16 protein-coding genes and 1 pseudogene are annotated in these 17,819 nt (G+C 71.0%); 9 read left to right on the top strand and 8 right to left on the bottom strand.

What is annotated here, in order from left to right:
- From AC07Y4_RS30170 to AC07Y4_RS30200, 7 genes and pseudogenes are all read left to right on the top strand, one after another.
- Nucleotides 1–737 (top strand): annotated as a pseudogene (locus tag AC07Y4_RS30170) (hypothetical protein); the annotation flags it as partial.
- Nucleotides 738–755: 18 nt separating this feature from the next.
- A complete protein-coding gene (locus AC07Y4_RS30175; RefSeq protein ID WP_495275524.1) occupies nucleotides 756–3,362 on the top strand; it encodes a DUF2169 family type VI secretion system accessory protein in 2,607 nt (868 codons plus the stop codon).
- A complete protein-coding gene (locus AC07Y4_RS30180) occupies nucleotides 3,359–4,411 on the top strand; it encodes a pentapeptide repeat-containing protein (RefSeq protein WP_487848685.1) in 1,053 nt (350 codons plus the stop codon). The genes AC07Y4_RS30175 and AC07Y4_RS30180 overlap by 4 nt, the downstream gene beginning before the upstream one ends.
- 27 nt (nucleotides 4,412–4,438) lie before the next feature.
- Nucleotides 4,439–5,110 carry a DUF3540 domain-containing protein gene (locus AC07Y4_RS30185; RefSeq protein ID WP_070063883.1) on the top strand — a complete coding sequence of 224 codons (672 nt, stop codon included), beginning with the start codon at nucleotides 4,439–4,441 and terminating at the stop codon, nucleotides 5,108–5,110.
- A gap of 11 nt (nucleotides 5,111–5,121) precedes the next feature.
- Nucleotides 5,122–5,517 (top strand): DUF4150 domain-containing protein, encoded by a 396-nt coding sequence (locus AC07Y4_RS30190; RefSeq protein ID WP_062482207.1) that lies wholly within the window; start codon nucleotides 5,122–5,124, stop codon nucleotides 5,515–5,517.
- 114 nt (nucleotides 5,518–5,631) lie between these two features.
- Nucleotides 5,632–7,308 (top strand): type VI secretion system-associated FHA domain protein TagH, encoded by a 1,677-nt coding sequence (gene tagH, locus AC07Y4_RS30195; protein ID WP_495275525.1) that lies wholly within the window; start codon nucleotides 5,632–5,634, stop codon nucleotides 7,306–7,308.
- A gap of 40 nt (nucleotides 7,309–7,348) precedes the next feature.
- The gene (locus AC07Y4_RS30200; protein ID WP_070063885.1) at nucleotides 7,349–8,143 is read left to right on the top strand and encodes a PP2C family protein-serine/threonine phosphatase; all 795 of its coding nucleotides are present in this window, start codon (nucleotides 7,349–7,351) and stop codon (nucleotides 8,141–8,143) included.
- 71 nt (nucleotides 8,144–8,214) lie between these two features.
- On the opposite strand, the gene AC07Y4_RS30205 is transcribed toward AC07Y4_RS30200, so the two are convergent.
- The 5 genes from AC07Y4_RS30205 to tssA all read right to left on the bottom strand — a co-directional run bounded on the left by AC07Y4_RS30205 (nucleotide 8,215) and on the right by tssA (nucleotide 12,575).
- A complete protein-coding gene (locus tag AC07Y4_RS30205; RefSeq protein ID WP_062482201.1) occupies nucleotides 8,215–8,715 on the bottom strand; it encodes a peptidoglycan-binding domain-containing protein in 501 nt (166 codons plus the stop codon).
- Nucleotides 8,716–8,803: 88 nt separating this feature from the next.
- Entirely contained in the window at nucleotides 8,804–9,283 is a 480-nt protein-coding gene (locus AC07Y4_RS30210; protein WP_056584576.1) for an Hcp family type VI secretion system effector, read from the bottom strand.
- Nucleotides 9,284–9,435: 152 nt separating this feature from the next.
- Nucleotides 9,436–10,929, bottom strand: coding sequence for a type VI secretion system contractile sheath large subunit (tssC, locus tag AC07Y4_RS30215; protein WP_062482199.1), 1,494 nt, complete (start codon nucleotides 10,927–10,929; stop codon nucleotides 9,436–9,438).
- 52 nt (nucleotides 10,930–10,981) lie between these two features.
- A complete protein-coding gene (tssB, locus tag AC07Y4_RS30220; protein ID WP_062482197.1) occupies nucleotides 10,982–11,494 on the bottom strand; it encodes a type VI secretion system contractile sheath small subunit in 513 nt (170 codons plus the stop codon).
- Nucleotides 11,495–11,543: 49 nt separating this feature from the next.
- Complete coding sequence (tssA, locus tag AC07Y4_RS30225; protein ID WP_447740717.1) at nucleotides 11,544–12,575, bottom strand: type VI secretion system protein TssA; 1,032 nt, start codon at nucleotides 12,573–12,575, stop codon at nucleotides 11,544–11,546.
- A 71-nt stretch (nucleotides 12,576–12,646) separates the two neighbouring features.
- On the opposite strand from tssA, the gene tssJ reads away from it, so the two are divergent.
- Complete coding sequence (gene tssJ, locus AC07Y4_RS30230) at nucleotides 12,647–13,165, top strand: type VI secretion system lipoprotein TssJ (protein WP_062482192.1); 519 nt, start codon at nucleotides 12,647–12,649, stop codon at nucleotides 13,163–13,165.
- A 19-nt stretch (nucleotides 13,166–13,184) separates the two neighbouring features.
- On the opposite strand, the gene AC07Y4_RS30235 is transcribed toward tssJ, so the two are convergent.
- Nucleotides 13,185–14,300: a type VI secretion system protein gene (locus tag AC07Y4_RS30235; RefSeq protein ID WP_139701552.1), complete on the bottom strand. Its 1,116-nt coding sequence runs from the start codon at nucleotides 14,298–14,300 to the stop codon at nucleotides 13,185–13,187.
- Nucleotides 14,301–14,317: 17 nt separating this feature from the next.
- On the bottom strand, nucleotides 14,318–15,643 hold the full coding sequence (locus AC07Y4_RS30240; protein ID WP_369631084.1) for a DotU family type IV/VI secretion system protein: 1,326 nt from the start codon (nucleotides 15,641–15,643) through the stop codon (nucleotides 14,318–14,320).
- A 253-nt stretch (nucleotides 15,644–15,896) separates the two neighbouring features.
- Here AC07Y4_RS30240 and AC07Y4_RS30245 point away from each other — a divergent pair, with 253 nt between their 5' ends.
- Entirely contained in the window at nucleotides 15,897–16,598 is a 702-nt protein-coding gene (locus tag AC07Y4_RS30245; protein ID WP_095743417.1) for a response regulator transcription factor, read from the top strand.
- Between the two features lie 9 nt (nucleotides 16,599–16,607).
- On the opposite strand, the gene AC07Y4_RS30250 is transcribed toward AC07Y4_RS30245, so the two are convergent.
- Nucleotides 16,608–17,819: NUDIX hydrolase (locus tag AC07Y4_RS30250; RefSeq protein WP_495275526.1), on the bottom strand; the 1,212-nt coding region annotated here is incomplete at its 5' end.

Raw genomic sequence — 17,819 nt, forward strand, 5'->3', positions numbered from 1 at the left:
GGGGCGGGGGCGGTGGACCGCCACCGTTGAACCGCGTGGCCGCGCTCTTCTCGGCGGTGGGCGCGATCCGCGGGCTGTTCCTGGGTGCGCGCGACGTGGACGCCACCTTCACCCAGTACGAGAACGCGGCCAAGCAGCTCGAGGAGGCGGCCAAGGACCCGGACGTCGGCCGCATTCCCGGCCTGCAGAAGCGCCTGCAGGACATGGCCGGACTGGCGCGCGATCGCAAGGCGCAGGGCGAGGCGCTGGCGGGCTCGCACTACGGCACCGACACGGCGATCGGCGCGGGTACCGGCGCAGCGCTGGGCCTGGTGACCGGGCCGTTCGCGATCATCGCGTCGCCGGTGCTGGGTGTCGCGGGCGCCGTGGTGGGCGGTCCGATCGGCGCGATGGGCCGCGCGATGGGCAGCGGTGCCGAGGACCAGGCCGATGCGCTCAAGCCGGCCGAGGACGGCTCGGTGCCCGCGCCCCAGCCGACCCCCCAGCCCTCGCCGGCGCAGACGGCACCGGCCGGCACCGGCGAGCCCGCCAGTTCGAGCCAGCCGGCGGGGCCGAGTGAGCCTGCCAGTTCGAGCCAACCGGCAGGGCCGAGCGAGCCTGCCAGTTCGAGCCAACCGGCAGGGCCGAGCGAGCCCGTCAGCTCGAACCAGCCGCCGGCGGCGGACGGGCCCCAGAGCACGCCCGGACCCACCAGCTCGCAAGACCCCAACAGCTCCGGCGGGTCGGGCACGCCCTGACGGGCCGGGCCGCACGCGATGCAGATCAACAAGCCGCAGGCCCTGGGCCTGTCCACCCGCCCGATCGAGTACCGGGGCCGGCGCGCACTGTGCATCAGCGCGCTGCTGCATGTACCGCTCGAGCAGGGCGCGCACGGCCGGCTGTGGGGCGAGCAGTCGATGTGGGACTTTCTGGCCGAGGAAATGGCGGAGCCCCTGGTCGACGAAGGCGTGGCCAAGCTCACCGCCGAATTCCTGGTGCACGGCCGGGCCTGCCCGCCGTCGGCACCGGCCACCGGCTGCGCGGTGCGCGTGCGCGTGGGGCCGGTGAGCAAGACGCTGGTGGTGATGGGTGACCGGCACTGGGAGGGCGAACGCGCCAGCGCGCCGCAGCCCTACACGCAGATGCCGATCGGCTGGGAGCGCGCCTACGGCGGTGCCGATTTCGCGGCCAACCCGGCGGGCATCGGCCGGGCCGCCGTGCAGGGCGTGCGCCCGCTGCCCAATGTGGAATGGCCGCACGCACCGCTGCACCATCCCGACCAGGTGGCGGAGCCGGCCGGCTTCGGCCGCCTCGATCCGATGCACCCGGCGCGTGCCGCCTGGCGCGGCACCTACGGGCCGGAGTACATGCGCGAGCACGCGCCCGGCTTTGCGCCCGACACCGACTGGCGCTTCTTCAACGTGGCTCCCGCCGACCAGTGGTTTGCCGAACCGCTGCGCGGCGACGAAGAACTCGAGTTCGTCCACCTGCATCCCGAGCACCCCACGCTCACCGGGCGCCTGCCCGGCCTGCGCGCGCGCGTGTTCGCCGCCTACGCGATGGGCGCGGGGCAGGACGACGCGCTGCGCGAAGTGCCGATGCGCCTGACCACCGTGTGGTGCTTTCCGCATGCGCAGCGGCTGGTGCTGGTCTTCCACGGCCTGGCGGAGATGGCCAGCGACGACGGCAGCGACATCCGCGGCATGACCTGCGGCGTGGAGCGCATCACCGAGGCGCCGCGCCCCGATGCGCACTACCTGCACGTGATCGCGCAGCGCGCCGATCCGCGCCTGGGCCTGGTCCACAGCCTGCGCGACAGCGACCTGCTGCCCGAGGGCCTGGACATCACCGATCCGCACGCCGAGGCCGCGCGCGCGCCCTTCGCCAGCGACGGCGTGCAGGCGCAGGCCCAGTACCGGCGCGCCGAACTCGATGTGGCCATGGCCCGCGAACAGCTGCGCGGGCTCGGCAAGGACCCCGACGCGCTGGGCGTGACGATGCCGCCGCGCGAGCCCGTGCCCAAGCCCGACGAGCTGGCCGAGGTGCTGCAGCGGCAGATCGAAGCCTCCGAGCTGCAGCAGCTGCATGCACTCAACGACGTGCTCGCGCACATGGAGCAGGCCATCGCGATGGCGCGCGAGCGCGGCGTCGACCTGGCGCAGCTGCAGCACCGCGGACCGCCCACCTACCGCGCCGAGCAGGACCTGAAGCAGCTCGAACAGACCGCGCGGCACGAGAAACGCGACTTCCGGCCCGAGGTGGTCTACGGCCCGCTGCTGCAGAAAGAGGGCGCCGACTCGCTGGGCTACCTGCAGGCGGCGCACCAGCAGCCGCCGGTCGATCGCATGGCGCCCGATGCGGCCGCGGCGTTGCGCGACGAGATCCGGCGGGCGGCGGCATCGGGCTTTCGCGCCTTCCGCGGCATGGACCTCACCGGCGCCGACCTGCACGGGCTGGACCTGCGCGGCGCGGACTTCACCGGCGCCTGGCTCGAAAGCGCCGACCTGCGCCAGGCCAACCTCTCGGGCGCCAACTTTTCATATGCGGTGCTGGCGCATGCCGAGCTGAGCGGCGCCATCGCCATCGGCGCCAACTTCGAGGGCGCCAACCTGGGCGCGAGCCGCCTGGACGGCTGCGTGCTGGACGACGCCGACCTGCGCACTGCCGTGCTCGAGCGCTGCCAGCTGGAAGGCGCACGCGGCGCGCGCGCGCAGCTGGGCGGCACCTCGTTGCTGGAAGCGGCCTGGGGCCGTTGCGACTGGAGCGAGGCGCAGGCCGGCGGGCAGGTGTTCTATCGCGCGGACCTGCGCACCGTCGCCTTCGCGGGCGCGACGCTGGCCGGCGCCAGCTTCGTCGAGTGCGACCTGCGCGGTATCGATCTGCGCGGCGCCGACCTCGCGGGCGCCAACTTCGTCGACTGCCCATTGCAGGGCGCGCGCTGGACGCAGGCGCGCGCCGCCGGCGTGGTCGTCACGCCCGCGTGCGACATGACGGGCGCGGACCTCGGCCATGCCGACCTCGCGCATGCCAACTTCGGCGGCGTGGCGCTGGCCGACGCCAGCTTTGCCGGCGCCGTGGCCGACGGCGCCAACTTCACCGGCGCGCGCATGCCCGGCAGCGACTGGCGCCTGGCCTCGGCGCGCGGTGCGCTGCTGCGCAAGGCCGTGCTGCGCGGGGCGCGGATGTCCGGCGCCGACCTGCGCGACGCCATGCTCCAGCACGCCGACCTGCGCGGAGCCGACCTGCGGCGCAGCAACCTGTTCCAGGCCGACCTGTCGCGCGTGCGCCTGGACGGCGACGTGCGGCTGGACGACGCGCTGCTCACACGCACCCGCACCTGGCCGCGGCTGAGCGCCGCCGAGCAGGCGCAGCCCGTGCCATGACGCCCGAAGTCCTGGCCATGGCCGCCGCCATCGGCGAGCCCATCGAGTCGCTGGACCTGCAGGGCGGCCACTTTGCGCGCGCCGCGCTGGCCGGCGCGCTGTTCAGCAAGGTCGACCTGCGCCGGGCCGACCTGCGCGGCGCCGACCTGCACGAGGCGGTGTTCGATCAGTGCGACCTGCGCGGCACGCTGCTGGGCACGGCCGATCTGCGGCGGGCCACCTTCAACCAGTGCCAGCTCACGCACGCCGACCTGGGCGAGGCACGGCTGCATGCCGCCACCCTGAACGAGTGCGAGGTGTCGCACGCGCGGCTGGCCGGCGCCGATGCGTCCATGCTCGTGGCCAACCGCAGCAAGTTCGCCCACGCCAGCCTGCAGGACGCGAGCCTGGACAACGCCACCTTCAACCAGTGCAGCCTGTTCGATGCCAGCGCGGAGCGCGTCAACTGGCGCCAGGCGACGCTGATGGAATGCGACGTGCGACACCTGGCCTGGAGCGGCGGCAATTTCGAGCGCACGGTGTTCGTCAAGACCCCCCTGGCGGGGCAGGACTTTCGCGGCCAGTCGCTGCGCGGCTGCCAGTTCGCCGGGGTCGACCTGCAGGGCGCCGACTTCACCGACGCCCGCCTGCCGCAGTGCAGCTTCCAGGGCGCGCTGCTGGGCGGTGCGCGGCTGGCCGGCGTGCAGGCGCCGCGCGCCATCTTCTGCGAGGCGCAGGCGGCCGGCGTCGATTTCTCGGGCGCCGACCTCACGCAGGCGCTGTTCACCGGCGCGTTGCTCGAAGGCAGCGTGTTCGCACGCGCCCGCCTGCACCAGGTGCATTTCGCCGGTGCGCGCATGGCACGCGCGCAGTGGCAGAACGCGGTGCTCGACCACGCCGACCTCAGCCACGCCGACCTGCGCGGCTGCGACATGGCGGGCGCCTCGCTGCTGCGCGCCCAGCTGCACGGCGCGCTCACCGAAGGCGCGCGCATCGACGACCACGCCCGCGCGCTGACGCAAGACCCGCAGCGCGCCGAGGCCGAGCGCTGGCGCGCCGTCGCCGCCTGACCCCATCCGCACATCCTGGAGAGCCCCATGAGCAAGACCCGAACCCCCGGCAGAAGCCCCAGCCAGCGCAGCCCGCACAGCCAGAGCCAACCGGTCTGCGCGCCGGCGGTCGACCCCACCGTCGCCATCGCCGGCGCCTGCCAGGGCGGCCTCGTCACCGCCGTCGGGCCCGATGCCACCGTGCGTGTGCGCGTCGGCCTGCGGGGCGAGGTGCAGGCGCGGCGCGCGGCCAGCTGCCTGCTGGTGCCGGCCGTCGGCGACACCGTGGCCTGCCTGCGCACCGGCCCGTCGGAGCTGTGGGTGCTGGCGGTGCTGCAGCGCGACGCGGCGCAGCCGGCCGTGCTGCGGTGCGACGGCGCCCTGCACCTGGAGGCCGCGCGGCTGCAGCTCGATGCCGATCAGCTCGAGCTGCGCGGGCGTCGCACCCACCTGGTGGCCGACGAGGTGGAGGTGGCCGCGCGGCAGTTCCGGCTGTGTGCGGGCACCATCAAGTTCGTCGGTTCGGTGCTCTCGAGCGTGATGGACCGCGTCACCCACTTCAGCCGCCACTACCTGCGCACCACGCAGGGCACCGACCGCGTGCAGGCCATGCACATCGACCACGAGGCGCAGCAGCTGATGCAGCTCAAGGCCGAGCATGTGATGGTCAACGGCGGCAAGCTGGTCAAGACGCGCGGCGCGCAGATCCACTTCGGTTGAGGAGACGTCCCATGTTCGCCAACTGCCAGCTCATGGGCACCGACATGGCCTTCCCCGACGTCTGCATGACGCCGGCCGCGCCGTCGCCGCTGCCCATTCCGTACCCGAACATCGCGATGGGCGCGATGGCCATTCCCAACTGCCCCACGATCCTCATCATGGGCGGCCCGGCGCACAACCTGGGCACCACGATCCCGATGAGCAACGGCGACAACCCCGGGGTCCTGCTGGGCGTGGCCTCCGGCACCGTGATGGGGCCGTGCCGCCATCTCACGGGCGCGTTCACCGTGCTGTTCCAGGGCATGCCCGCCACGCGCCTGACCAGCAACTCGCTGCAGAACAGCACCAACTGCCCGGGCGTGCGCGCGGTGCCGAGCCAGTCGCTCGTGCTGCTGCTGGCGCCGTGAGGCCGCGAAGGCGCGCATGCGGCATACCTCTTAAGGCGAGATTGCCAACCGGCCCCACGGAATGAATACTCCTTGCGAGATTGCACGGGCGCAGCCGCCATCGGGGGCCGATTCATGATCCATATCGCTGTCATCACCCGGCAAGGCATGCCGGCCGGACCGTCCATCGCCGCGGACTTCGGACCCGGCGGCGGCACCATCGGCCGCGCCGACACCAACGCGCTGGTGCTCGACGACCCCGACCGCACCGTCTCGCGCGTGCACGCGCAGGTGCTGTGCCGCGACGGGCAGTACTTCATCGTCGATCGCGGCAGCAATGCGATGCAATGCAATGGCGTGTCGCTGGGCGCGGGCAAGGAAGCGGCGCTGACCGACGGCGCGCGCCTTGTCATCGGCAGCTTCGAACTCTCGGTGCGCGTGATGGCGGCTGCGGCGGCGCCACGTGCACCTGTCATCCCCAACACCGTGATGTCGACGCCGGCCGCCGCGCCTGCCGTCAGCAGCGACGATCCGTTCGCCGACCTGCTCGCGGGACTCGGGTCGCCGGCCGCTCCCGCACCGGCGCCTGCTGCAGCCCGCGCCGCCGCCGCGCCCGCCGAGTCGCTGCTCTTTCCCGACCCCATGGCCAGCGGCTCGCGCAATGCGCAGGCCGACCAGGTCGACCCGTTCGCGAACCTGCTGGGCCCCACGCCGTCGGCCGCACCTTCTGCGGGGCTCGGCGCGCTCGACGATTTTTCCGACCTGGGCGCGCCGCCCGCGCACGGCAAGGCCGCGAGCATCGACGACCTGTTCGGCGATTCGCCGGGCGCTGGCGGCATCGGCGGCGATCCGCTCGCGCTGTCGCCGCTGGCCGATCCGCTGCTGCAGCCCAACACCGCGTCTGACGCCGACCCGCTGGCCGCACTGCAGCGCGCCGCGCCCGCCACGCCGGTGCCGCGCTCCGATCATTTGCCGATCGACCAGTTCGGCTTCGAGCCGCCGAAGGCCATCACGCCGCCACCGCCGCCGCCGCCCCCTGCGCCCGCGCCAGCACCCGTGGCCCCGCTCGCGAAGTTCGACGACGTGACCGGCCAGCCGATCCGCATCAGCGGGCCCGAGAACGCCGGCCGCGTCGCCGAGCCGCCGCCCCCTCCGCCACCGCCGCCGCCCGTGCATGTCGCGCCGCCGGCACCAGCAGCCACGTCCACGCGCGCCGCCTCCGACGACGAATTGCTCGCCGCCTTCCTGCGCGGCCTGGCCAGCACGCACCAGCCGCCCGAGATGCTCACGCCCGGGCTCATGGAGCGCATCGGCGCGATGCTGCGCACCGCCACCGAGGGCACGCTGCAGCTGCTGCTCACGCGCCAGGAGTTCAAGCGCGAGGTGCGCGCCGAGGTCACGATGATTGCGTCGCAGGCCAACAACCCGCTCAAGTTCTCGCCCACGGTCGAGGTCGCGCTGGCGCACCTGCTGGGGCCCGGCGTGCGCGGCTTCATGCCGCCCGAGGCCGCGATGCGCGACGCCTTCGACGACCTGCGCGCGCACCAGTTCGGCGTGATGGTGGGCATGCGCGCGGCGCTGGCCCATGTCATCGGGCGCTTCGAGCCGGCCGAGCTCGAGAAGAAGATCAGCGCCAAGACCGCGCTCGACGCGCTCTTTGTCGCCAACCGCAAGGCCAAGCTCTGGGACCAGTTCGTTGCGCTGTACGGCGGCATCGCGAGCGAGGCCGAGGACGACTTCCACAGCCTCTTCGGCAAGGCCTTCCTCGCGGCCTACGAAGAGCAGATGGCGCGCCTGAAGTCCGACACCTGAAGACCACCAGAACAACCCCAGCACTCGCGAGGCACCCCGCTTGGAAATCGAAATCGTCACGCTCTCCCGGCAGGGCGGGCGCACCTACAACGAGGACGTGCACGGCCACTGGCACGACGAGCGCTACGTCGCCTGCCTGGTGGCCGACGGCGCGGGCGGCCACGGCGGCGGCGACGTGGCGGCGGCCACGGTGCGCGCCAGCGTGCTCGGCGGCTTCTCGGGGGCGCCCTCGCTGGACGAGGCCGCGCTGCGCGCGCTGATCGAGCGCGCCAACCTGGACGTGGTGGCGCGCCAGGCCGAAGGCGGCAAGCTCGCCGGCATGCGCTCCACGGTGGTGTTCGCGGTGATCGACCTGGAGCGCGAGGTGCTGGCCTGGGTGCACAGCGGCGACAGCCGCGCCTACCTGTTCCGCGGCGGCGCCATCGTGGCGCGCACCACCGACCACAGCCTGGTGCAGCAGATGGTCGCGGGCGGCATGCTCGACGAGGAGGGCGCGCGCCTGCATCCGCAGCGCAACATGCTGCTGTCGGCGCTCGGTTCGATCGAGGAGGCGCCCGACATCGCGGTGTCCGACCGCATGCGCCTGCTGCCCGGCGACGTGCTGCTCCTGTGCAGCGACGGCGTGTGGGAGCCGCTGGGCGACGAGTGCCTGGTCGACACGCTGCACGCATCGCGCACGCCCAGCCAGTGGACCGAGCTGCTCGACGCGCAGATCAAGGCCAACGCCAAGCCGGGCCACGACAACTACACGGCGCTCACGCTGTGGGTGATCGAGGACGCCGACGACGACCTGACGCGGCTGCTGCCCGAGAACGTCGCGTCGACAGACCCCTGAGCGTGGCGCCATCTTTCAAGCAAAACGCCCATCCGATGGATGGGCGTTTTGCTTGGGGCCGCTGAGACTGTTCAGCTGTACTTGCTGGCCTTCTTCTTGACTTTCTTCAGCGCGCTGCGCAGCAACGCGGGCATGTCTTCCCGGTTCGGCAGGTTGCTGTAGTTGTCGATGTTCTGCTCTTCGCAGCTGTTGGCGCAGCCGTTGTTCAGCAGGTCGAGCGCGTAGCGCGTCTTGCTGATCGTGCTGGACGCACCGGGCTCGCGGAACGGATCGAAGATGCCGTCCGGCAGGACCTTGCGCCCGCGTGCGATCGCCTGTTCCTGGAAGTGCGTGATGTGCTTCTGCGTGACCGGCCCGTAGTAGCCGTCCACCACGATCACCTCGGTCGCGCCGGGGGGCGGGTCGAAGTCGTGGTTGAAGCCGAGCAGCTCGTAGTAGAAGATCTTGAACAGGGCCTGCACCAGCATCACGTCTTCACGCGTGTTGGAGCCGATCCGTCCGACCGACCAATCGGAGTTGTAGGTCGTGTGCAGCTTGCCGCTGGTACCGATGAGTGTGGTGCTGAATGCCATGGCATTGCTCCGGTGAGGACACGGGCAGGGACCGGCCCCGGCACCGTGGGGTGCCAGGGGCGGACGGGGCTGGCGGGTCCGTCGCCCGTCAGCGGGTTTCGGTGGTGGCCACGTTCCAGCCGAACTTCACCTCGCCGCCGCCGGCGCCCTTTTCGTCCTGGCCCTTGTAGGCGAACTCGATGTCCTTGAAGCTGCAGGACACCTGCTCGTGAACGTCGCCGCCCTGTGCGCCGCCGGGGCCCACGCTGGAGATGAAGACTTCCTTGAGCGTGACCTTCAGGTACTCCTGCTGGCCTTCGCCCGACTTGCGGCAGGTCATGACCATGTCCTTGAAGTGCTTGCCGCTCACGCAGTTCTTGGCGAGCACGGGCGATGCCTTGTCGTAGGTGTGCGTGAAATTGAATTCACCCGGCGTGGCCTTGCCCTTGCCCGAACCGCCGCCCGATCCCGCGCCCGATGCGTTGCTCACGTTCCAGGACCACGACGAAATCTCGATCTCGTCCTTGTGGTCCTTGTGAGAAGACTCGCCCTTGACGCCGTCGAGCTTGATGTGAAAGTCAGATGACATGTTCCTACTCCTTGGAACCCGATTGCATTCGGGCGGTTGATGATCGAAACGAAAAAAATGGCTGCCGGCGGTGGGAGAAAAGTTCCGATGCCCGGCAGCTACTCATAGAACGAAACGGAACCGGGAATTCAAGAAGAATCCGCAGATTTTTTTCAACCGGCGCCCTTGGCCGTCGGCAGCTTGGACACCAGCCGCAGCGAGACCGTGAGGCCTTCGAGCTGGTAGTGCGGGCGCAGGAAGAACTTGGACGTGTAGTAGCCCGGGTTACCTTCGACTTCCTCGACGATCACCTCGGCGGCGGCCAGCGGCTTCTGGGCCTTGGTGGTTTCCGACGAGTTGGCGGGGTCGCCGTCCACGTAGTTCATGATCCATTTGTTGAGCCAGCGCTGCATGTCCTCGCGCTCCTTGAAGCTGCCGACCTTGTCGCGCACGATGCACTTCAGGTAGTGCGCAAAGCGGTTGCAGGCAAAGAGGTAGGGCAGGCGCGCCGCCAGGTTGGCGTTGGCCGTGGCGTCGGGGTCGTCGTACTCGGCCGGCTTGTTCAGCGACTGGGCGCCGATGAAGGCGGCGAAGTCGGAGTTCTTGCGGTGGATCATCGACAGCAGGCCGGCCTTCGAGAGCTCGGCTTCGCGCCGATCGCTGATGGCGATCTCGGTGGGGCACTTCTGGTCCACGCCGCCGTCGTCGCTGGGGAAGGTGTGCAGCGGCAGGTTTTCCACCGCGCCGCCCGACTCGATGCCGCGGATGCGCGAACCCCAGCCGTACAGCTTGTACGAGCGGTTGATGTTGGTCGCCATCGCATAGGCGGCGTTGGCCCAGGCGTACTTGCTGTGGTCGGCGCCGGCGGTGTCTTCCTCGAAGTCGAACTCTTCCACCGGGTTGGTGTTGGCGCCGTAGGGCGTGCGCGCCAAAAAGCGCGGCATGCACATGCCCAGGTACTTGGAGTCGTCCGACTCGCGCAGCGAGCGCCAGCCGGCGTACTCGGGCGTGGAGAAGATCTTGGTCAGGTCGCGCGGGTTGGCCAGCTCCTGCCACGACTCCATCTGCATGAGGTTGGGGCTCGCGCCGGTGATGAAGGGCGCGTGGGCCGAGGCGGCGATCTTGGCCATCTCGCCGAGCATCTCGACGTCGGGCGGGCTCTGGTCGAAGTGGTAGTCGCCCACCAGCGCGCCGAAGGGCTCGCCGCCGAACTGGCCGTACTCTTCCTCGTAGATCTTCTTGAACATCGGGCTCTGGTCCCAGGCCGCGCCCTTGAACTTCTTGAGGTTCTTGGCCAGCTCCTGCTTGGAGATGTCCATCACCCGGATCTTCAGGTTCTCGTCGGTCTCGGTGTTGTTCACCATGTAGTGCAGGCCGCGCCACGCACTCTCGAGCTTCTGGTAGTCGGGGTGGTGGATGATCTTGTTCACCTGGTCGGTGAGCTTGGCGTCGATCGCGGCGATCATGGCCTGGATCGACTTGGTCACGTCCTTGCCGATGACGGTGCTGTTGCTCAGCGCCTGCTGCGCCAGCGTGAGCACGGCGGCTTCGACGGCGCTCTTGGCTTCGTCGCTGCGCGGCTTGAATTCTTTCTGCAGCAGCGACGAAAAGTCGCTTCCCGCGTACGCAACGTCTTTCAGTGCGCTCTGCTCGAGTGCGTCGGCCATGATGGTTTCTCCTCGTGTACCGGTGTGTGTCTGTCAGGAATCGGGGGCGGGCTCAGGCGGCGGCTTCGCCGTCCCCGGGCTTCTTGCTGGCGGCCAGCGTCTGCAGCAGGGCCGGGTCTTCGAGCACCTTGGCCAGCAGGTCTTCGGCGCCGCCCTTGCCGTCCATGTAGGTCACGAGGTTCGACAGCTGCGTGCGTGCCTCGAGCAGCTTGTTGAGCGCGCCCACCTTGCGGGCCACGGCCGCGGGCGAGAAGTCGTCCATGCTGTCGAAGGTGAGCTCGACCTTCAGGTCGCCCTCGCCGGTGAGCGAGTTCTCGACCGCGAAGGCGGCGCGCGGCTTCATGGCCTTCATGCGGGCGTCGAAGTTGTCGACGTCGAACTCGAGGAACTTGCGATCGACCACGGGCGCGAGCGGGTCGGCGGGCTTGCCCGACAGGTCGGCCAGCACGCCCATCACGAAGGGCAGCTGGATCTTTTTTTCGGCGCCGTAGAGCTCCACGTCGTATTCGATCTGGACCCGGGGCGCGCGGTTGCGTGCGATGAATTTCTGACTGCTCTTGGCCATGGCGATGCTCCTTGCGGGAATGAAAGGGGACGGGTGGAAACGGCGGCGGTCATTCGGACTGGCGTTTGCCCGTCACGGTCTCGATGGTGTCCATCGCGTTGGGCGCGAGGTTGGCCATGATGTCCAGGAAGCTCACGCCGATGAGCTTCTTGGCGCGTTCGATCAGGAGCGGCGCGGGGTTGCCGGGCTCGGCCTGTTCGAGGTAGCGGATGACGCGGTCGAGCATCTGCACCGCGTCCTGGCGGTTCTGGATCTCGCCGCGCGGCGCGGCCGGGCGGGCCGCGTTGCCGGCCGGGGCGTCGCCGTCGGCAGTTGCGCCCTCGTCGGCAGAGGCTTCGGGCGCGCCGGCTGCCGCCGTGCAGGCCTTGGCGACCGCGCGCGACACGGTGCGCAGCGTGCCCAGGTCCACCGCATCGGTGCGGCCGGTGCGCTCGCCCAGCAGCTTCTGCAGGCGGTCGAGCAGTGCAGGCAGGCCGATGGCGGCCTGCAGTTGTTCGGGGTGCGCGGCGTGCAGGGCCTCGAGCCCGCCATGTACCTGCGCGGGCGAATACGAGGCCTCGCCGCCGACGGCGTTGAGCACGCCGTGCGCAATGGCGATGTCGCGCACGCGGATCGGGCCCACGCCCGGCGCGTTGCCCACCGAGGCGTCGTACAGGTCGCGCGGCACCATGCTGTCGTCGCTCAGCGGCGCGAGCGCGTTCAGGCGCATCGTGGGGTCGTTGTCGTCGTCCGCATCCAGCTTTGGATGTATGCCGTCCCAGAAGGTGTCGAGCAGCGAGGTGAGCAATTGCAGGCCTGCGGTGAAGCCGGCCACGCCCTGCAGGCGCGTCGCGGCGCGCAGCAGCAGCACGGCGGCGCGCACGTCCTTGCTGCGACGCAGCTGCGCGTCGGCGCGTTCGGCCACGTCGCGCCAGTCGGGTTCGACGGCGGGGATCACGGTGTCGCCGAACTGCTGCTCGGCCTTGCCTTGCGCCGCAGTCGTGAGGGCCATGAAGTCCGCGTCGTACTCCAGGTCGTCCCCGCAAGGCGAGGCCTCGCCGATGGGCGTGAGCAGTGCGTCGACGAGTTGGGGAGTCAGCATGTTGCCTGTTCGAGTTCGCTGGTGATAATCAAAGATGCGTCAGGACCGGTCAATGCAACGAAGGGAATAGCATGCGCACGCTGGGTACACACCATTCGTCCTATGAGCACTCCGTGGCGTGGCCTTCCCGGCGACGTCTCGCGGCTTTTGGCCTTGCTGCAGCGGGTCTTCTGATGGCGGGCTGCGCGAGCAAACCGGTGGTCACGCCGGTGTCGATCACGCTCACGGCCGGCGCCGATGCCAACCCCGATGCGCGCGGCCGCGCCTCGCCGCTCACGGTGCGCGTCTATGCGCTCAAGACGCCGGGGCCCTTCGAAGGCGCCGACTTCTTCTCGCTGTTCGAGAAAGACCAGGCCACGCTCGGCGCCGAGCTGGTGCAGCGCGAAGAGATGCTGCTGCGCCCCGGCGAAAGCAAGAAGCTCGACCTCACCCTGCCGGCCGATGCCAAGGCGATCGGCGTGATGGCCGCGTTCCGCGACCTCGACCGCGCGCGCTGGCGCGAGGTGCGCGCGGTCACCCCGGGCCAGGCGCAGGTGCTCAACGTGACCTTCGGCGCGCGGCAGATCCGCGTGGACGCTGCGGCCAAGTAGCGCCAGCTGCACGGCGGCCTCAGCGCAGTTCCGCCGGCACCGTGGGCGCAAAGCGCCCGGGCCGCACCAGCGGCTGGTCCGCCGGCAGGAAGCGGCCGAACAGGTCGCTCACGAACGCGGCGCCCGTGCCGTTCTCCGACGCCGTCGCCGTGAGGTACAGCCCGCGCCAGCGCGGCGCACGCACCCCTTTGCCGTGCCCCTCGAACAGCCCCTGCGCCACCTGCCGCAAGGCCGGCTGCAAGGTGCGCACGCTTTCCACGAAGCCATGCAGCGCGAGCCGCCCCGCGGGACCCGGCTGCTCGCGCAACAGGGCCATGCGCAGGCCGTGCAGCTGCGCCACGAGCGGATCGAACAGCGCATCGAGCCGGTCGGCGGCGCGCGCCGCGTGCGCCGCGAACGGGTGCTCCACGCGGTGGCCGAGCGCCTGCGCGAGCACCTCGGGCGGCAGCGCGGCGCGCAGCGTGGCGTAACCCTTCAGGCCCTCGAGGCCCGTCACGACGAGGTAGACCGGCAGCTGCAGGCGCAGCGTGTCGCTGGCCTCGTCGAGCAGGCGGCGCATGTTCGCGGTGGCGCGCTTGCGCAGCGCCGGATCGCCGTACAGCAGGTCGCCGGCCGCCACGCACACCACCACGCCGTGCAGCGGCAGGCGTTCGCGCCGCTCGGCAAGCGCCAGCAGCGACTGCAGCCAGAGCCCGCGTGCGGGCGCCGTGCCGGCCTGGTCGCCGATGGCGTCGGGATGCAGCTCGATGGCCGTCAGCGCGCCGGTGGTCCACCAGCGCCACCAGGGGGTGCCGGGTGCCTCGTTCGCGGGCGGCGCCACGCATTCGGCGCGGGCGGCCGAGAGCAGCCCCGGCAGCCCGGTGGCCGGGCCGCCGATGAAGAGGAACCACGGCGCCGTCGCGCGCGTGCGCGGCGCCTGCCGCAGCGAGGTGCGCGCCTGTGCCATGGCCTCCTTCAGCGCGTCGACGGCGGCGTGGTCGGCGGGCGCACCGAGGGCATCGACGCGCCGCAGCAGGCCCCGCCGCCGCGCGCCGCGGCCGGCGTCGCGCACGGCGGCGTACAGCAGCGCCAGGCCGGCGAGGCAGACCGCGAGCAGCGGCCAGAAGAGGTGCACGGGTGACAGCGTGTCGAACATGGTGGGGAAGGGCGAGGTCAGCGCGCCACGGTTTCGAGGGAGATGAAATCGGCGATCAGCCGCTCGCTGTTCCGGCTGGCCGCCAGCGCCTCGCGCAGGCGCAGCAGGTAGGCCGAGGCCATCTCGTACGGCGGTCGGTCGGAGGTTTCGCTGAACGGCATCGGCGCCGACAGCACGGTGATCAGCACGTTGCCGAAGGGCGGGCTCACGAGCCAGCTCGACGGGATGTCGGACCCGAGTTCCAGCGACTCGCCCGCGCGCAGCCGCGTCGGGGCCGGCCCGGTGTTCAGGTGCATCACGGAGCCATCGGCGGTGTAATAGTCGACCCAGATGTAGCTCTCGTGGCGCGGCGCGACCACCTGCACGCGCACCGCATCGCCCTCGCGCAGCCGGCCGTCGCGCGCGGACGGCGCGCTCACGCTCAGCCCGTGGTTCTTCTGGCGGTTGCGTGCCTGCGAGGGCTTGAGGATGGCGAACACCTCGCAGTGCGGCCACACGCGCAGCCCGATGTCGAACTGCGGCGCGCGCACGCCGGGAATGGCTGCGACGTCCTCCGCCACCTTGAGCAGGTCGTCGCGCTGCGAGACGAAGCCGGTCACGCGCGGGCGGCCGTCGGGGTCGATCGAGGCTTCGAGGTCCGCGCAGGCGTAGCTGGCGAGCTGCCGGTCGATGCGCTGCGTGAGCGCCGTGCCGGCGGCCGGCGGCCCCGCCAGCCAGTGCCACAGCAGGAAGAGCGCGGGCACGAGCACGGCCAGCGCGGTGCCGGTGCGCAGCACGGTGCGGTCGCGCCGGCGCATGTCGGCCGGGCCGCGCGGGTCGGGCACGCCGTAGGGCTGGGGCGTGATGTGGTCCTGCGCGAGGCTGCCGAGTTCGAGCGGCGGCGGTTGCAGCTGCCGGCCGTGCAGGTCCTTCAGCTTGCCGAGCTCGCCCTCGTCGCCCGACTCGAAGTAGTACTGGCCCTTGAAGCCGTGCGCCAGCGCATGCCAGTAGACCTCGCGCACCGCGTGGTCCTGCGCGCCGAGGGCCGAGAGGTGGTGGAAGAACTCGCTGTGCGCGTTGTTGGAGTTGAACAGCTGCACCTGCAGCGGCGCGGCGCCATCCACGGCGTCGGGGTGGCGCGCCAGGATCTCGTCGAGCCACGCGACCATCGCGAAGGCAGCCGATTCGATCTGCGTGGCGGTGGCGCCGGCCACGTCGGCGTCCGCGCGTGCGATGTCCAGCAGGCGCAGGGCCTCGCGCTGGGCGTCGCCGTGGGTGAGGGTGGGGCGGCCAGCCGCGATCGATGCGTCCAGGCCGAGACCGAAGGCAATGAAGGGCGAGAAGCAGTCGAGCAGGCGGGCCATGAGGGATGCCCGCTTCTCAAGCGTGCATTGCGAAGCATGCCTTGCACCGGCGCCTGCAGCGATCGCACATGCCCATGTCCCCGGTCGTTGGAGTGGGCGTTCATTTTTTCAACGGGCCCACGGGGCCGCCATACCGCTTGGGGTCTATGCCGTTGGTGGGGCGCGGCGGCCTTGCTGGACGGGGCAATCGCCGTTATCTTCGCAGTCGCAGAAGAATCCAATGCACATTGACGTTGGGACACTGGGGTATGCCATGAAAATTCTGATCGCCGACGACCACCGGCTCGTCATCGAGGCGGTCAAAGCCAAGTTGTCGGAGCTGGGAGCTGGCATCGAGTTCGTCCTGGCGCTGAGCGTCGACGAACTGCTTGCCGGCGCGACCGACGATCTCGACCTGGCCCTGATCGACCTCAACATGCCCGGCGCGGACGGGCAGGCCCACATCGACGAGATCCGGCGACGACACCCGGCCGTGCCCGTGATCGTGCTGTCGGGCTACGAAGACCCGTCCATCATGCGCAGCGCGCTCGAACGCGGCGTGCTCGGTTTCATTCCCAAGGCCTATTCGCCCGACGTCATGCTGTCGGCCGTGCGCCTGGTGCTGGCGGGCGGCGTGTACGTGCCGCCGATGATGCTCACGGCGCTGCCGCCGGGCATCGTGGCTGGCGTGTCGCCCTCGTCTGCCGCGGCGGGCGAGCCCTTTGCGCGCGGCGGCAACGGCGGTGGCGGCACCCAGACCCTCGAACACCTGCGCAGCGTGCTGACCGAGCGCCAGGTCGAGGTGCTGCAGCTGCTGTCGCAAGGCAAGCCGAACAAGCTCATCGGGCGCAGCCTGGGCATCAGCGAAGGCACGGTGAAGATCCACCTGGCCGCGATCTTCCGCGCGCTCAACGTGCGCAACCGCACCGAGGCGGTGGTGGCGGCGCAGGCGCTGACGGAAGCGCAGCAGGCCTGAGGACGCGGCTCAGTCGGCGAGCGCCGACGCCGGGCGGCGCATGAAGCCGCGCGCGGGCACGATCCATTCGACGCGGTGATCCGTCTCGACGGCGATGGTCGTCGCGTCGTGCGTGAACAGCATGCGCTCCTCGGCCAGCAGGAAACCCTGCGCGCCCAGCACATGGAGCGTGGCGCCGCCGAGGTCCAGGGATTGCGGCGCAGCGTCCGCCGACAGCACCCATCGCACCGGTCCGGGCGCCGCCGCCCGCAGCGCAGCCTCGTGCGCCGCATCGCCGGGCACGCGGTTGACCAGCGCCCAGCCTTCGGTGCCGCCGATGAGAAAACTGTTGAGGCCGCTGTCGTGCACGACGCGCAGCACGCGTGCGGACAGCGGCGTGACCAGACCCGCTTCGAGCGCATAGCGGCCGCCGCCCTGGCCGTCGGGATCGAGGTGTCCGATCTCGTCGTAGGCGGGCTCTTCCATGTTCACCGGCCGTCGGCCCTTCGGACCGTCGGCCAGGCGCGGCATGGTCAGCGGAATGCGGCGCAGCGCGCGCGCGTGGGCCATGAAGTCGTCGACGCGGGCGAAGGTGGCCAGGTGCTCGAGCACGCGCCGCGTCACGTTCAGCAGCTTGAGGCCGCGTGCAGGGCTCACTGCATCGGCAGGCTTCAGCCACAGGTGCTCGACGGTCTCGCGACCGTCGGGGCGCACGTCCTGGCCGGTGGGCATCGCGGCCGCGAAGAAGCGCGTGTCGAAGCGGCGCGGCATGCCGGGCGGGGTCAGCCAGTGGCTGAAGTACGCGATGCGGTCGACGGCAAGGCACCAGCCGCGCTCGGCGCACAGGGCGAGCAGGGCGTCGGTGCTGCGCTCGGCGGCGGCGCGCATCGCGTCGAGTTCGCCCGACGTGAGCGAGAGCAGCTCGACCGGCCGGCCCTGCGCATCGTTCGCGAGCAGCAGCCCGGCTTCTTCGAAGCATTCGCGGATCGCCGCTGCGTGGAAGTCGAGCCCGCCTTCGGGCAGGCCCAGCCGCGCGCTCGCGGCGGCGTCGTCCAGGCCCGCGCACAGCGGGTGCAGAAGGCGGTCGTGCGCATCGACCATGCCACCGGGGAAGACGCTGGCGCCGCTGTTCTGGTCGTTGGCCTTCTCGGCCCGGCGCAGCATCAGCACCTCGAGGCCTTCGGGGCCGTCGCGCAGGACGACGAGCGTGGCGGCGGTGCGGATGGGGCGAGGGGCGGAGGG

This window comes from Variovorax sp. GW460-12-1-14-LB1 (assembly GCF_059423605.1).

Excerpts from the sequence above, each read along its gene's own strand:
- tssC (WP_062482199.1), bottom strand. The coding sequence starts at position 10,929 with ATGGCCGACGCACTCGAGCAGAGCGCACTGAAAGACGTTGCGTACGCG.
- tssA (WP_447740717.1), bottom strand. The coding sequence starts at position 12,575 with ATGCTGACTCCCCAACTCGTCGACGCACTGCTCACGCCCATCGGCGAG.
- AC07Y4_RS30185 (WP_070063883.1), top strand. The coding sequence starts at position 4,439 with ATGAGCAAGACCCGAACCCCCGGCAGAAGCCCCAGCCAGCGCAGCCCG.
- AC07Y4_RS30235 (WP_139701552.1), bottom strand. The coding sequence starts at position 14,300 with ATGTTCGACACGCTGTCACCCGTGCACCTCTTCTGGCCGCTGCTCGCG.
- tagH (WP_495275525.1), top strand. The coding sequence starts at position 5,632 with ATGATCCATATCGCTGTCATCACCCGGCAAGGCATGCCGGCCGGACCG.
- AC07Y4_RS30245 (WP_095743417.1), top strand. The coding sequence starts at position 15,897 with ATGAAAATTCTGATCGCCGACGACCACCGGCTCGTCATCGAGGCGGTC.
- tssJ (WP_062482192.1), top strand. The coding sequence starts at position 12,647 with ATGCGCACGCTGGGTACACACCATTCGTCCTATGAGCACTCCGTGGCG.
- AC07Y4_RS30190 (WP_062482207.1), top strand. The coding sequence starts at position 5,122 with ATGTTCGCCAACTGCCAGCTCATGGGCACCGACATGGCCTTCCCCGAC.
- tssB (WP_062482197.1), bottom strand. The coding sequence starts at position 11,494 with ATGGCCAAGAGCAGTCAGAAATTCATCGCACGCAACCGCGCGCCCCGG.
- AC07Y4_RS30180 (WP_487848685.1), top strand. The coding sequence starts at position 3,359 with ATGACGCCCGAAGTCCTGGCCATGGCCGCCGCCATCGGCGAGCCCATC.
- AC07Y4_RS30210 (WP_056584576.1), bottom strand. The coding sequence starts at position 9,283 with ATGTCATCTGACTTTCACATCAAGCTCGACGGCGTCAAGGGCGAGTCT.
- AC07Y4_RS30240 (WP_369631084.1), bottom strand. The coding sequence starts at position 15,643 with ATGGCCCGCCTGCTCGACTGCTTCTCGCCCTTCATTGCCTTCGGTCTC.
- AC07Y4_RS30175 (WP_495275524.1), top strand. The coding sequence starts at position 756 with ATGCAGATCAACAAGCCGCAGGCCCTGGGCCTGTCCACCCGCCCGATC.
- AC07Y4_RS30205 (WP_062482201.1), bottom strand. The coding sequence starts at position 8,715 with ATGGCATTCAGCACCACACTCATCGGTACCAGCGGCAAGCTGCACACG.